Below are 13,115 nucleotides of genomic sequence, written 5' to 3' on the forward strand. Positions count from 1 at the left end.
TGAACGCATAAACAGTTCCCTCAAAAAGTCTTAAAAGATTCGTTTTCAAGATTGTTTTTCCGCTAAAGTCAAAATAGTATAGCACAAGTGAAGAGGTTTCTACGGTGCGGGCGGAAAAAGAAGTCTCTTGGAAAGAAGGTCAATGGATGGCGATCAAAGCATATCTGAGGAGAAAAAGGAGACCCAGGAGATAAACGAGCCAGGAGATCTCATGGAATTTCCCGCTAAGGGCCTTGAGCAATGGATAAGAGATGAATCCAAAGGCCAGCCCGTCGGCGATGCTGTAGGTGAGAGGCATACCGATCATCGTCAGGAAGGCAGGGAAGGACTCCGTCAGATCATCCCAGGCAATCTTCGTGATGTTCTTGGCCATCATGCAGCCGACGATGATGAGAGCGGGCGATGTGATGGGGTAAAGGTAGGTCGATTCTCCAACTTTATATCCTCCTCCGATCATCATCGCCAGGGGTGAAAAGAAGATGGCTAGCAGAAATAAAAATCCCGTGATAACATTTGCAAGCCCGGTCCGCCCCCCTTCCTCAACACCTGCGGCGCTTTCAATATAAGCCGTGACCGTTGACGTGCCCAGAGCCGCGCCCACAACCGTCCCCAGGGCATCGGACATGAGAGCCCTGTTGGCGCGTGGAAGCTTTCCTTCCACGAGAAACCCCGCCTGCTCACCGATTCCGATCAGCGTTCCAATGGCATCGAATATTGCCATGAAGAGAAAAACTGTCACGACGGTGACAAGTCCAAGCCTGATCGCTCCCATGATGTCCATCTGCATGAAGGTTGGGGCAAGAGAGGGTGGTGGGCTGACCAGACCCTGATACTTGACGATCCCGAGAGGCAGCGCCACGAGTGCTGTTGCTATGATCCCTATCAGAATGGCTCCCTTCACCTTCCTGATCATCAGAATGACGGTCAGGAGTATCCCGAAGATGGAGAGCAGGACCGGTGTCGAGCGGATCTCCCCGAGCCTCACGATTTCGCCGGAGCTCTTTTCGATGATACCCGCGTTGACCAGACCGATGAATGTTATGAAGAAACCTATTCCAACGGCAATGGCGTTTTTCAGAGAACGGGGTACGGCATCGATAATAAGTTCTCTTATCTTGAAGAGAGTCAGGACAAAGAATGCAACTCCGGAGAGGAAAACGGCACCGAGAGCTGTCTGCCAGGGGATCCCCATCGTGAGGACAACGGTGTAAACGTAGAAGAAGTTTTCACCCATTGCGGGGGCAAGGGCGATGGGATAGTTCGCATAGAGTCCCATCAGAAAGGTGGCGATGGCCGCGGAGATGCATGTGGCCATCATCACCGCTCCAAAATTCATCCCTGCGACCGAGAGAACAGCCGGCTGTACGAAGATGATGTAGGCCATCGTCATGAAGGTAGTGACTCCGGCGATAACCTCTGTTCTTATGTTGGTCCTGTTCGCGGTAAGTTTGAACAATTTCTCAAGCATCACTCTTTCTCCTGAAACTGATGCAGTCAGATGATAACCGGGTCTGACGCTGTCCGAAGGCTTTTCCTTATCGTCAAGAACATATGGAATTTGAAAAACGCCTGAGACTTATATACAATTTTATCCATTATGCAAAGAAAAACAAAAGAAAAAATACTGTATGCGGAGTTGAGAGGAACACCCGTGGGAAATCTCTTCATTGGAGCTTCCGGCAAGCGGCTTGCATTTCTGTCATTTGGAGACAGATCTGAAAAGGCACTCGTTGAGAAAGAATCAAAAAGATTCGGGGAATCTCCAACCTTTATAAAAGCCGGAATCTTAAACTTGAAAGACCTACGCAAGGGATCGCTCCAGCCCGGAGAGCTGAAGGGCGCTGAAAGACATCTGAAAATCCTCAAGGGAACCGCTTATCAGCTTGCCGATTATTTTTACGGCCGACTGAAGAGATTTCAGATAAAGAAAGATGCGACTATGCTGACAGATTTTGAAAAGGGTGTTCTAAAGGAGCTCGAGAGAATTCCCTGCGGGAAGACATCATCCTATCAGGAAATAGCAAGAAGGGTCGGAAATCCAAGGGCGTCAAGGGCTGTCGGAAATGCCGTGGGGAAAAACCCTTTTGCCATCATTGTTCCCTGCCACAGGATCATCAGGAAAGATGGCTCTCTTGGAGGCTTTGGAGCCCCTGTTTCAATAAAGAAGTTACTTCTCTCCTTCGAGAAGAATCTTTCTTCTATCAATAAACCCTGAAAAATTAGCAATGGTGAAGGCAATGGCATTGATCTCCTCGTTTTCATTCAAAGATCGCTTCGAAAGCGCGGTATTTTGTGTGAATGTCTTCCACGGCTTTTTCGATGGCCTCGCCATTTCCAGCCTTAAAGATCATCACTGACCTTTTGCATTCTTGCAGGAGCGCATCCGCAGCGGCATTGAATGCCTCCGTCTTCCCCAGATATTTCTTCGGGAGCGAAGCCTGGGCAATCGCTTCGGCTTTTGTTTTCAGATCCTCGCTGGAGGCTTTTATCTTCTCGTAATCCTTGATAGGCAGATATTTATGATAGATGACGTAAAGGACCTTGTGGAACTCATCGATCTCCCGCAGGACTGGCCGGATGATCCTGACTAGCATCTCATACCTGAAATGCAGCTCCTCTGCGGCGTTAAGAAGAGCTTCCTTATCTGTGCCTCTTGCGGCGCTGGAATAGGCGTTGACCGATTTCTTGAGTTCCGCTATGCCTTCCTTCCATTTGGTCTCTTTATTTCTCAGTATCCCCGGCAGTTTCGCATCGTAGAGCTTCTCTGCCAGCATTTGGATATCGGGGACGTAGCTCACGAGCGCAGCATAATCTTTGACTGGATAAGCCTCATGCCAGATGAGGTATATGACTTTGTGAAAATCCACAAGTTCCGGTATCTTGCCGCTGGTTTCCGCGCAGGAGGCATGGGATTGTTGTTCAGTCTGGACGGCCAGGATGGAGCCGCCCATCAGGGTGAGAAGAAAATAAAAGCTCAGCATTCTTTTAATCATTGCTTCCTCCTCCTGCATTTAGATGATCATGTTGGTCTTTCTTTACAAGCAGACTAATTATCAAAATATCGTACATCATTTCCATGGGTCTGTCGATTTCTCAAAATTTCAATATATGGGATGCGCCGGGAATTAAAGCGGTCTATAATAAATTTCAATAAATGATAGGGGAATCGGTCGAAACCTGAAGATGACTATCATTTTAAATGGTGAAAAGTTCGAATTGGTCGAGAGCTCCACGATCTCGGACCTGCTGAAGTTGCTTGACTTGCATCCTCAGGGAGTGGCCGTGGAGCACAACAGGCATATAATCAATAAGGCGAAATACGATGAGACGATCCTGAAGGAGAACGACAGGGTGGAGATCGTTCATTTCGTCGGCGGTGGCTAAATAAGCCTTTTCGTGGAGAAAATCATGGACATGCCAAGACTGACAATAGCGGGCAGAGAGTACAATTCCCGGTTGATCATAGGAACGGGGAAGTATGCCTCCTTCGAGCAGACGAGGAGGGCGCTCGAAGAATCGGGAGCCGAGATAGTGACCGTTGCCGTCAGAAGGGTTAATATCTCTGATCGCTCGAAGGAGTCCCTCCTAGATTACATCGATCCCGATAAGTACACAATACTCCCCAATACGGCAGGGTGCTATACAGCCGATGATGCGATCCGGACCGCTTTTCTAGCTCGGGAGACAGGGCTTTCCAATCTCATAAAGCTGGAGGTGATCGGGGATGAAAAGACACTCTTTCCCGACAACGAGGGGCTCATCCAGGCTACGAAGGAACTCGTGAGAGAAGGGTTCATCGTCATGCCTTACACAAATGACGATGTCGTCGTCGCAAGGAAGCTGAGGGATGCTGGAGCGGCCGCCGTCATGCCGCTGGGAGCTCCCATTGGTTCAGGCCTCGGGATACAGAACCCGAACAACATCAGGATCATCCTGGAAGCAATCCAGGACATCCCGATCATCATCGATGCAGGTGTGGGAACGGCTTCCGATGCTACCGTCGCCATGGAACTGGGATGCGATGGCGTTTTGATGAATACGGGGATCGCTGGAGCGAAAGATCCCATCAAGATGGCAAGGGCTATGCGCCTCGCGGTCGAGTCTGGAAGAATTGCCTATGAGGCGGGGAGAATCCCCAGAAAGCTCTATGCTACGGCCTCCAGCCCGATAGAAGGCATCATCCGATGAGCACGAACTCTTCACGTGCGATCAGCGCGATTCTTATCAACCACGGATGAGTCACTGCAAAATGCTTAAACCTTATGATGCATTGATCTGTCTAATGAGTTGAATAAAAAATTTAAGGAGGTGTCAAGATGAAAGGAAAAGTTGCTATCATCGCTGCGATCCTCATCATTGCGGGACTGGTCATTTCGGCTTCATATGCGGAGCCCAATCGCTGCGGGAAAGGAGATCCGGAAAGAGCTTTTACCAGGGGAGGTCCGGGGCATCCAGGGTGTCCACTTGGGTGCGGCGGGATGGGGCCAAACATTCCGGTTGGCAAACTTTTGAATAATCCAGAGTTCATCGAAAAGCTGGGGCTCACGCCTGAACAGATAACCAAACTGAAGAAGCTTCACTTTGAACATCAGAAGAAGATGATCAATCTCCATTCCAATCTTGAGTTGAAAAGACTGGAGATCAGAAGTCTCCTCGATGAGGACAAGCTCGATAAGAACCTGATCAGGCAGAAGGCGAAGGAGATCGCTGCTTCCGAATCCGATCTGGCCCTCGAGAAGCTTGAGATGATGCTTGCGGGAGGAGACGTTCTGACCAAAGAGCAGATCGATAAAGTTAAAAAGATGGCTCACGAATGCATGGGGAAGAGAGTGATCAAGAAGAAGACGAACCGCCCTCAAAGGATGACGAGACATCTATGCCAACCGGGAGGCGGCTTCTGGTTTGATGAGGAAGATGAGGTCATGATACTTCCTCCTCCTGGCGAAGGGGAAGGCGATGAAGGTGAGGAGATCGAGGGTGTAGAAGAAGTTGAGGTTGAATAGGGAGCAGAAGAAAAGAATCATAGAAGAATACTGGTAGGATAGTAAAGCCAGACTAACGGGAAGGGCGTCGCCCTTCCCGTTTCATTTCACGGTCGATATCCTTTCTTTTCTTGGCCTCCCTTTTGTCATAAAGTTTTTTCCCTTTTGCGAGACCCATCTCTATTTTGATTTTACCTTTTTTCAGATAGACCTGGAGGGGAATCAGCGTGAATCCTGCCTGAATGATATTCTTTTCGAGGCGCCTTATCTCGCCTCGGTGCATCAGAAGCTTCCTCTTGCGCAGCGGATCATGATTCATGATATTGCCATGGAAGTACGGGCTGATATGGCAGTTGACCAGGAAGAGCTCGCCATCCTCCAATTTCGCATAGCTATCCTTCAGGTTGATCTTCCCCTCTCGCGAGGACTTGACCTCTGTTCCCACGAGGGCTATGCCCGCCTCATACCTGTCATGGATAAAATAATTATGATGAGCCTGCCTGTTCGTTGCCAGGATCTTGACCTTCTCCATCTCAGCCCGCCCTTTCAGGCAAGTATCTTATCACAGAGAAGGTTGCGCTTCGCGCGCCATGGTAAAAAAGCACGCACGTATTGCAAGGAGAGCAAAGCAAAGGAACCATGGGGAGGGATGGAAGCCTATATGAAGCATTAATAAAATGTTATAATTTATAAAGTTGTAGAGAAGTTTCTAAGATTTCGGGTTGATAAATACAGTTAAACAGGAGTGAAATTCATGCCCCTTGAACTTGTGGGGATAAAATTTAATTCCACGGCGAAGATATACCATTTCGATTCCGGCGGACTCGAACTGAACGTGGGGGATAAGTGCATCGTCCAAACGGAGCGGGGAGAAGAGCTTGGAACTGTCGTCATGGGATTTTCCAATCTGGAACATCTCCATGGATGCGGAAAAAGTTATAAGAAGATCCTCAGAAAGGCCGACGAGGAAGATTGCGAGATCTATCAGAGAAAGGCCAGTCGGGAAAGGGAAGCTTTTAATTACTGTGTCGATAAGATCCGTGAAAGAAAGCTTGCCATGAAGCTTGTGAATACCGAGCTCTCCTCGGACGGGAAGAAAATAACCTTCTATTTCACGGCGGAGGAGAGGGTTGATTTTCGCGAACTCGTCAAGGACATTGCCCAGAGATTCCGAACGAGAATTGAGATGCGCCAGATCGGCGTGAGGGACGAGGCGAGAGTTATGGGAGGGTTCGGATGCTGCGGGAGGCCTCTCTGCTGCACGACCTTCATCACCCAGTTCGAACCGATATCCATCAAGATGGCGAAAAACCAGAGTCTGAGCCTGAACCCCTCGAAGATCTCAGGACTCTGCGGTCGATTGATGTGCTGCCTGCGCTACGAATTTGAAGATCGGGTTTCAGGAAGAAGGCAGGAAAAGAATGGGGAACTGGAAATGGAGATCACCGAAGACGAACTCCTCACCCAAGAGGAAGAAGATGTGATCTGCCAACCGCAGGACAATGCTCCTGAAAAGAGTGCCGGATCTCCTGAAGACCCTTCTATGCCGATGGATACCGATCTGAAATATCAGCAATAGCATCAACCGTCCTTCTCATTTTGCCTTTTGTCTCTTTCACAGCTTCCCTTCCTTCATCAATATCTCTTTATAGACTTTGCTCTTAGAGAGGCTTCTCACCTTTGCCAAGGCTTTTATGGCCTCCTTGCGCTCGAGACCTTCCTCATCGACGAGCTTTCTAAAATGCTCATAGAGAGGAGCATGCGACCGATCTGTTCTGCTCTTCTTTGACCCTTCCACAATAAGGGCAAACTCACCCCTGGAGATGCTTTCTTTCCTGTTTCTGAGTTGTTCCTGAACATCGCAAAGGTTTCCTCTTAGAATTTCCTCGTGAATCTTCGTCAGTTCCCGGCAGAGGACAGCCTTTCTTGGGCCGAGGATGGATGCCATATCTGATAGGGATTCCGTGATCCTGTGGGGCGATTCGAAGAAAACAAGGGTCTCTTCCCGTGGGGAGAGGGCTTTCAGGAATTTTTCTCTCGAGGTCTTTTTCTTTGGCAGGAATCCATGAAAGGTAAAGGAGTCGAGCGGAAAGCCGCACGTGGAAAGGGAGGCAGTCAGGGCCGAGGCTCCCGGAATCGGCACTACAGTAAAGCCCCGCTCGACTACAAGCGCCACGAGTAACGTTCCTGGGTCAGAGATGCCCGGAGTTCCTGCATCGGAGACGATAGCAACATCTTCACCTCTTCCCAGAACGTTCAGGATAAGCCTAGATTTCGTGAGTTCGTTGAACTTATGATAGCTCGTGTATTTCGTTTTGATATCGAATCTCGTCAGGAGTTTTCTCGTCTCCCTCGTATCCTCGCATGCGATGAGGCTGACCCTCTTAAGGGTCTCGATGGCACGGAAGGTCATGTCCTCCAGATTCCCGATCGGTGTTGCCACGACAAAGAGTCTTCCTTTTGCCATATCCATACCTGGTTCATTCCTCGATTGCAATACTATATCATTTCTCACCGACATGCAGCACCTTGACATGATAAGCCTGCTTCGCGCGAAAGACCGTCTTTTCATGGATATGTTGAATCGATTCATGGTTCTGATATATTTAAAAATAAATAGAGAGGAGCTTCATGATAAAGTATGCTGAGAAGGAATTCCATCCTGAAAAGGACTCCTTCGAGGAGTTTCATTCCCCGTTCGGAGAAGAATTCATTTCCATCGCCTTCGCCCATCTTTCCCTGACATTTCATGGACTCGATCCGGCATGGAAAACTCTAATTGCCGAGATGTACCAACCCTTCGCTTGTGAAGATGTCCTGTCATCAAGGTCTCCAGCAGCCTTGACGGAGATCGCAGGAAGAACGGCCATATCAGGAAATGCGGATATATTTGTTGTCGAGTCCTCGAGACTCTCCTTTCTAAAGCGGCCTGCACGCGGTGAGATCTCTCGGGTAGAGTTTTATGAAAAAGATGGTTTTCTATTCTTCTGGGCTTATCATTTTGCTTGCAGATATGACAGGAAAACCAGTAAGGGATCACTGGCTATTTGTACCGGGAAAGACTTGAACCGGCGGATGATTATCGAGAACTTCCTGAGAGTCATCTTCTCATATCTTGCCCTGCACAATGGATCCTTTTTCCTGCACTCTTCAGGCGTCGTGAAGGATGAAAAGGCTCATCTCTTTTTCGGTCATTCCGGAGCTGGGAAAACGACGGTTGCCACTTTTGCAAAAAGCTTCCCGCTGTTGAGTGATGACCAGGTTCTGGTCTATCTCAGGGACGGTAAGCCATATGCCAGCGGGGTCCCCTTCAGCGGTGGCGAGAGGTTCCGCCATGAGAAGGATGCCATCCCCTTCAGTAACATCAATAAAGAATTTGAAATTGCAGGCTTCTACTGGCTGGTCAAGGATAAGCGAACATTCCTCAAGGAGATGCCACTCGTCCAAGCTGCAGCAAGACTTGCTTCTGCCATCCCTTTCATCAAGGATTCCCCCTTTCCGATGCAGGAGGCGCTCGACATCGCCACCGAGATCGCTGAAAGGGCCAGGGTTTACGCCCTCCACTTCACCAGGGATGATTCATTCCTCAAGATAATTTAACCTTTCCATGGTTGCCAAATGCAGGGCATTCAAGGTATGAGTCGGGAAAGCCAGCCTTCTCTGGGAGTGATGGCTCCCTCCGGGCAGATCTCCTGGCAACAGAAGCAGGAAATGCAATCCCCGTAATCGATCTCGATAAGGGAGTTGACTTTTGCCATGACACCCGGAGGGCAGATATCGACGCATTTCATGCACTTCGTGCATCTCTCATGATTAATTACAGGTTTCGATGTGATGGAATTCCTGACCAGCCTCTGAACCGGGCGGGGGAAATTGAACATGATGTCCACTGTCGGAGGGAATTCGAAATCTTTCAGTGTTAATTCTTCCAGGCTTTTTTCGGAGATTACCTCGATGTCGTTTAGAGAGTGGGTCCAGGCATGCATTTCACTGGCAGCTTCTATGACCGGGAGGTTATTAGCGCCGAGGCCGAGAATGCTCGAGAAGACGGCATCGTGAGCCACGGCATCTTTCGCGCAGCCGATTATGCCGATCCTCCTTGGCTTGCCGGCGCTTGGCCCATTTCCTTCCATGACAACAACAGCATCAGATATCGTCAGAGCAGGCTGGATCGCCCTGTAAATCTCGACGAGTAATCTTGCAAAAAAGAGCCTGTTGTTCCCCGCGTTGAAGTGCCACCTGGCCTTTTCTTTTCCGACGACGCATCCGAAGAGGTTTTTCACTCCCATGGTTAGAACCATCTGGGCGTGGGTCTTGATCTTGGGAATGTTGATGATCTTATCCGTGTCCAGAGCCGCCCGGGCTACCCTTATATTCCTGAAAATTCCCTCTTTTCCCACCCGCTCAGTTCCTGAGGCATCGAAGTCGATCATACGGACGTCCCGTTTCTGGCAGACATTAGAAATCCCGGATTTTCTCGCCACCCGTTCCATGCTTCCAAATCCCGGGCTGTCGCCGACACAGGGTTTTCCGCCCGATTCCTTAACGAGTTCGATGACGGCTTCGATTATGACAGGATGCGTGGTGACCGCGTCTTCCTGGCACTTTGCTATAAGCATGTTCGGCTTTATGAGGACTCTGTCCCCGCTTTTCACGAAGGAGTCGATCCCCCCAAAGGGCTCGAGGCCTTTTACAATGCTCTGCCTGACATCCTTCAGGGAATATGCCGGGCAGCCATTTATACTTACCTTCTCTCTTAAAGATTTCATCCTTGTTCCATCGCTCCTATTCTATAACACAGCGCTTGCGCAAACATCAAGAAGACGAATCTTTCAAGGTAAGCTTGACGACTTTCAGCGCGATAGATAGAATTTTCCAAACATGAAGCATCTGCAAGATAACGCCCTATCAGCGGAGAAGCCACAGGGTTGAGAGAAAAGAGAAATATGGACAGATCGAAGATCATCCTGGTCCTGGCAGTCGTTCTTGCGGTGATCATCGCGGCGATAGTTTTTCATTACCTTCCGCGGCTGTCATCTTTCTGGCAGCAGGCGGATGAGAGGGAATTGCAGAGGAGAGAAGTTCCTTTCATTGCCCAAGATCTCACACGGAGGCTGGCCGACATCGAGCAACGGAGCGATTTTACTTCCGATCTTTCTTTTTCTCTATTCGAGAATGGAGAGGTCAGCTTTCATGTTCATGCCATGCAGGCGAGGCAGATCTGCCCGCTTCATGTTCACAATAACAGTGAGGAATGCGACTTCATCATAAAAGGGAAAGCGAAGATTCATAGCGTCGTCACTGAGGAAGGCGGCTCGAGAGGCCCTCAACGCAGAGGTGAAATTCTTCTCGAAAAAAACGGTCTCTTTTACGCTCCTCCTGGAAGCCCTCATGAATTCTTAAACGCCACTGACGAGGTTCTTGCCTGCCTTGTCATATCGACACCTCCTTTTCAGGGAAATCTCTATCTCAAAGAGGATTCCATCTCCGGGGAGCCATGGAGCTCCGGAAGTTCTGGAAGCACTATCTGTTCCTACCAAGATCTTTCCTCCAGAGCGGATTCAATGGTGGGAGCAGGGGCAGGGCAGGTTGCAGTGGGCAGAGTCGATGCCTTTAAGAATGTCGAGATGCGGTTAATGAGGACGAGCTCTCCTTTAGATGAAAACATGGCGAGAGGGCACGACTTGGTCATCATCTATTTCAGAGGGGAAGCTCTCTTTGAGATTCTCGATCGCAAGATCGAGCTTCATCCGACCTACTTTCTTGGAATTCCGGTGGGAACGAAATTCAGGATCACGCCACGGGAAGCTTCACAGGATTCCTGCCTGTTGTGCATTTACCTCAGACCGTCATAAGAGTCAGCGAGCCTCTTTGTGGTGGTTTCCCGATTCGTTGGAATAGATGATGGCTTGATATGGTAAAAAAGCTCATTCTCTCTCTTTTTCTCTTCCTGTTTTCCATTCTTCTCTTCCTTAATTCCAACCAGTTCATCAACATCGGTCTTCATTCTCTGATTTCTGTACTGATCTTCTTTTTGGTGATGCAGATGGGAACCAGTGTGATGCTGGCTTTTGCCTCCTCCCTCCTGTTCGCCTCGCATCCGATCCACACGGAAGTCATATGCAGTCTTGCAGGAAGAGTGGAGCTCATCCATTCCCTCTTTTTCCTTGGTGCTCTCTTCCTCTTTGTGAAAAGCAAGGAATTTGTCGGCAAGAAGAGGCTCCTGGTCATCGCGTTGTCGCCGCTAGCTTTCTTAGTCTCCCTTCTTGCAAAGGGAAGTGCAATCGTCTTCCCCGCAGTGATAATCGCTCACGATATGGCCTTCAGCAAAGAGCCCTTCCCGGGAAAGAAGGAGCGGCGAGAAAGCATCTTTTGTTACATGCTATTCGTAATGGCTGCAATTCTCTTTCTTGGCATAAAATCCATCGTTTTCGGCAACCCGATGGGTTCCGTCGGCGTGGATCCTGTCAGCAATCCTCTTTCCCAGGAAGGTTTGTATGGAAGGTTCCTTGGAGCTACGAAGGTCTTTGGAAAATATCTCTTGCTCCTGGTCTTTCCGCTCAGGCTCTCACCGGATTATTCATTCAATCAGATCAAATTGCCAGAGTCGATAAGGGATATCTCTGTTCTCCTCCCTCTCGCGTTGCTTTTCATCCTGTTATCTATGCTGTTCAAGACTTACAGAAGGTCAGGACTAATCTTCTTCTCCATTCTCTTTTTCATCGTCACCTTCTCCATCGTTTCCAACTATTTCTTTACGATCGAGACGATCATGTCCGAAAGCTTAATCTATCTCCCTTCCTTTTCTTTCTGCATGATGCTTGCCCTTTTCCTCACCTCGAAAAGATCCGGGAGGAGAAAGCCTAAGAAGGCAATGGAGATGCTGGATGGTTTCAAGGCTTATCAGATCGCCGTTCTCTGTCTGGTCGTTCTTCTATATTCGGTGAGGACATTCACAAGGAATCTCGATTGGAAGGATGATTATTCACTCTTTTCTTCGGCAGAAAGGGTCTCTCCCGGCAGTGTCAGAGTCCTGAACAATTACGGCGCCGTCCTTCTCAAGATGAGAATGTATGACGAGGCCGTGGAGAGATTCAAAAAAGCCCTCTCCATGTATCCCGGGTATCTCGATGCGAGAAGCAACCTTGCGCGCGCTTACTTTGATAAAGGGGATGTTGAGAATGCGGACAAAGAGGTCAGGAGAGTGCTCGCAATCGAACCTGGATTAGCAGACGCGCAGAGGCTTCTGGGCAAGATCTTGTTGAGATCAGAAGATCTTCGCGGTGCGGAGAGAACGATGAAGGAGGCAATCACAAAGGATTCGAAGTCCGTCATTCTTTATAACGATCTTGGCTTGCTCTATACAACATGGAAGAGATACCCTGATGCCGTGGAAGCCTTTCAGAAAGCCATAGAGCTAGATCCCGGCAGCGCTACCATCTGGAGCAACCTTGGAACTGCTTACAGATGTCTTAACAAATATGAGGAGGCCATGAACTGCTTCAAGAAGGCTCTGGAGATCTTACCAGACAACGCAGCAATTCTTTACAACCTGGGTCTTGCCTATATGGACCAGGGAAAGTCGGAGATGGCGCTTGCCGAATTTAAGAAGATCATCGACAGCGAGCCGAACAATCATGAGGCGATGACGAAGTCAGGCTATTTGCTTATTTCCATGGGCAGGTACGAGGAGGGCATTGCTTTCCTTACAAGAGCCATTGAGGCCAACGCTCGATCTGAAGATGCCTATCTGGCAAGAGGGAAAGCATATACCATCTTGGGAAAATACGATGAAGCCCTCGGCGACTATTCAAAGGTTATTGAGCTGAATCCCGATTCCATTGCTGCAATGAACAACCGGGGCACCATATATGCTCTGAGGGGAGAATACGATAAGGCCAGAGCAGAATGGGAGGAAGCCTTGGAGCGCGCTCCCGACGAACAAGAGATCCGCTTAAACCTCGAGAAACTAAATAAGATGAAACATTGAAAACCTTCATCCTGACAACTCTTCTCATGGCGATCCAGTTGGCCAACCTTATTTATGGTTAAGGAGGGATTTCAACGGGGGAGCGGGATATAAGGTTTTTCCCCGGCGATCTTCCTGCGAGCTGCCTCTTCCCTTGTCTTCAG

13 protein-coding genes are annotated in these 13,115 nt (G+C 49.1%); 8 read left to right on the plus strand and 5 right to left on the minus strand.

What is annotated here, in order from left to right; all coding sequences use genetic code 11:
- Window positions 1–139 precede the first annotated feature (139 nt).
- On the minus strand, window positions 140–1,468 hold the full coding sequence (locus AB1756_06440) for an NCS2 family permease (protein MEW5806965.1): 1,329 nt from the start codon (window positions 1,466–1,468) through the stop codon (window positions 140–142).
- Between the two features lie 129 nt (window positions 1,469–1,597).
- Here AB1756_06440 and AB1756_06445 point away from each other — a divergent pair, with 129 nt between their 5' ends.
- Entirely contained in the window at window positions 1,598–2,215 is a 618-nt protein-coding gene (locus AB1756_06445; GenBank protein MEW5806966.1) for a methylated-DNA--[protein]-cysteine S-methyltransferase, read from the plus strand.
- A 43-nt stretch (window positions 2,216–2,258) separates the two neighbouring features.
- Here the strand turns inward: AB1756_06445 and AB1756_06450 are convergent, their stop codons facing one another.
- Window positions 2,259–2,993, minus strand: coding sequence for a hypothetical protein (locus AB1756_06450; GenBank protein MEW5806967.1), 735 nt, complete (start codon window positions 2,991–2,993; stop codon window positions 2,259–2,261).
- A gap of 190 nt (window positions 2,994–3,183) precedes the next feature.
- Between AB1756_06450 and thiS the strand changes: the two genes are divergently transcribed.
- The 3 genes from thiS to AB1756_06465 all read left to right on the plus strand — a co-directional run bounded on the left by thiS (window position 3,184) and on the right by AB1756_06465 (window position 5,003).
- A complete protein-coding gene (gene thiS / locus AB1756_06455; GenBank protein ID MEW5806968.1) occupies window positions 3,184–3,384 on the plus strand; it encodes a sulfur carrier protein ThiS in 201 nt (66 codons plus the stop codon).
- Between the two features lie 24 nt (window positions 3,385–3,408).
- Window positions 3,409–4,188 (plus strand): thiazole synthase, encoded by a 780-nt coding sequence (locus AB1756_06460; GenBank protein ID MEW5806969.1) that lies wholly within the window; start codon window positions 3,409–3,411, stop codon window positions 4,186–4,188.
- 128 nt (window positions 4,189–4,316) lie between these two features.
- Window positions 4,317–5,003, plus strand: a complete 687-nt coding sequence (locus tag AB1756_06465; GenBank protein MEW5806970.1) for a Spy/CpxP family protein refolding chaperone — start codon at window positions 4,317–4,319, stop codon at window positions 5,001–5,003.
- A 52-nt stretch (window positions 5,004–5,055) separates the two neighbouring features.
- On the opposite strand, the gene smpB is transcribed toward AB1756_06465, so the two are convergent.
- Window positions 5,056–5,514 (minus strand): SsrA-binding protein SmpB, encoded by a 459-nt coding sequence (gene smpB, locus AB1756_06470; protein ID MEW5806971.1) that lies wholly within the window; start codon window positions 5,512–5,514, stop codon window positions 5,056–5,058.
- Window positions 5,515–5,736: 222 nt separating this feature from the next.
- Here smpB and AB1756_06475 point away from each other — a divergent pair, with 222 nt between their 5' ends.
- Window positions 5,737–6,561 carry a stage 0 sporulation family protein gene (locus tag AB1756_06475; protein MEW5806972.1) on the plus strand — a complete coding sequence of 275 codons (825 nt, stop codon included), beginning with the start codon at window positions 5,737–5,739 and terminating at the stop codon, window positions 6,559–6,561.
- 36 nt (window positions 6,562–6,597) lie between these two features.
- Here the strand turns inward: AB1756_06475 and rsmI are convergent, their stop codons facing one another.
- Window positions 6,598–7,449 (minus strand): 16S rRNA (cytidine(1402)-2'-O)-methyltransferase, encoded by an 852-nt coding sequence (gene rsmI, locus AB1756_06480; GenBank protein MEW5806973.1) that lies wholly within the window; start codon window positions 7,447–7,449, stop codon window positions 6,598–6,600.
- 164 nt (window positions 7,450–7,613) lie between these two features.
- On the opposite strand from rsmI, the gene AB1756_06485 reads away from it, so the two are divergent.
- Window positions 7,614–8,582 carry a hypothetical protein gene (locus AB1756_06485; protein MEW5806974.1) on the plus strand — a complete coding sequence of 323 codons (969 nt, stop codon included), beginning with the start codon at window positions 7,614–7,616 and terminating at the stop codon, window positions 8,580–8,582.
- A gap of 29 nt (window positions 8,583–8,611) precedes the next feature.
- On the opposite strand, the gene AB1756_06490 is transcribed toward AB1756_06485, so the two are convergent.
- Window positions 8,612–9,751: a DUF362 domain-containing protein gene (locus AB1756_06490; protein MEW5806975.1), complete on the minus strand. Its 1,140-nt coding sequence runs from the start codon at window positions 9,749–9,751 to the stop codon at window positions 8,612–8,614.
- A gap of 177 nt (window positions 9,752–9,928) precedes the next feature.
- On the opposite strand from AB1756_06490, the gene AB1756_06495 reads away from it, so the two are divergent.
- Together AB1756_06495 and AB1756_06500 are read left to right on the plus strand one after the other, a co-directional pair.
- The gene (locus AB1756_06495; GenBank protein MEW5806976.1) at window positions 9,929–10,837 is read left to right on the plus strand and encodes a cupin domain-containing protein; all 909 of its coding nucleotides are present in this window, start codon (window positions 9,929–9,931) and stop codon (window positions 10,835–10,837) included.
- Between the two features lie 59 nt (window positions 10,838–10,896).
- The gene (locus AB1756_06500; protein ID MEW5806977.1) at window positions 10,897–12,972 is read left to right on the plus strand and encodes a tetratricopeptide repeat protein; all 2,076 of its coding nucleotides are present in this window, start codon (window positions 10,897–10,899) and stop codon (window positions 12,970–12,972) included.
- Window positions 12,973–13,115: the final 143 nt, after the last annotated feature.

It is taken from the genome of Acidobacteriota bacterium (assembly GCA_040752675.1).
In the GTDB taxonomy this organism is placed as follows: domain Bacteria; phylum Acidobacteriota; class Polarisedimenticolia; order JBFMGF01; family JBFMGF01; genus JBFMGF01.

Excerpts from the sequence above, each read along its gene's own strand:
- rsmI (MEW5806973.1), bottom strand. The coding sequence starts at position 7,449 with ATGGCAAAAGGAAGACTCTTTGTCGTGGCAACACCGATCGGGAATCTG.
- AB1756_06500 (MEW5806977.1), top strand. The coding sequence starts at position 10,897 with ATGGTAAAAAAGCTCATTCTCTCTCTTTTTCTCTTCCTGTTTTCCATT.
- AB1756_06460 (MEW5806969.1), top strand. The coding sequence starts at position 3,409 with ATGGACATGCCAAGACTGACAATAGCGGGCAGAGAGTACAATTCCCGG.
- AB1756_06485 (MEW5806974.1), top strand. The coding sequence starts at position 7,614 with ATGATAAAGTATGCTGAGAAGGAATTCCATCCTGAAAAGGACTCCTTC.
- AB1756_06450 (MEW5806967.1), bottom strand. The coding sequence starts at position 2,993 with ATGATTAAAAGAATGCTGAGCTTTTATTTTCTTCTCACCCTGATGGGC.
- AB1756_06495 (MEW5806976.1), top strand. The coding sequence starts at position 9,929 with ATGGACAGATCGAAGATCATCCTGGTCCTGGCAGTCGTTCTTGCGGTG.
- thiS (MEW5806968.1), top strand. The coding sequence starts at position 3,184 with ATGACTATCATTTTAAATGGTGAAAAGTTCGAATTGGTCGAGAGCTCC.
- AB1756_06490 (MEW5806975.1), bottom strand. The coding sequence starts at position 9,751 with ATGAAATCTTTAAGAGAGAAGGTAAGTATAAATGGCTGCCCGGCATAT.
- smpB (MEW5806971.1), bottom strand. The coding sequence starts at position 5,514 with ATGGAGAAGGTCAAGATCCTGGCAACGAACAGGCAGGCTCATCATAAT.
- AB1756_06465 (MEW5806970.1), top strand. The coding sequence starts at position 4,317 with ATGAAAGGAAAAGTTGCTATCATCGCTGCGATCCTCATCATTGCGGGA.
- AB1756_06440 (MEW5806965.1), bottom strand. The coding sequence starts at position 1,468 with ATGCTTGAGAAATTGTTCAAACTTACCGCGAACAGGACCAACATAAGA.
- AB1756_06475 (MEW5806972.1), top strand. The coding sequence starts at position 5,737 with ATGCCCCTTGAACTTGTGGGGATAAAATTTAATTCCACGGCGAAGATA.
- AB1756_06445 (MEW5806966.1), top strand. The coding sequence starts at position 1,598 with ATGCAAAGAAAAACAAAAGAAAAAATACTGTATGCGGAGTTGAGAGGA.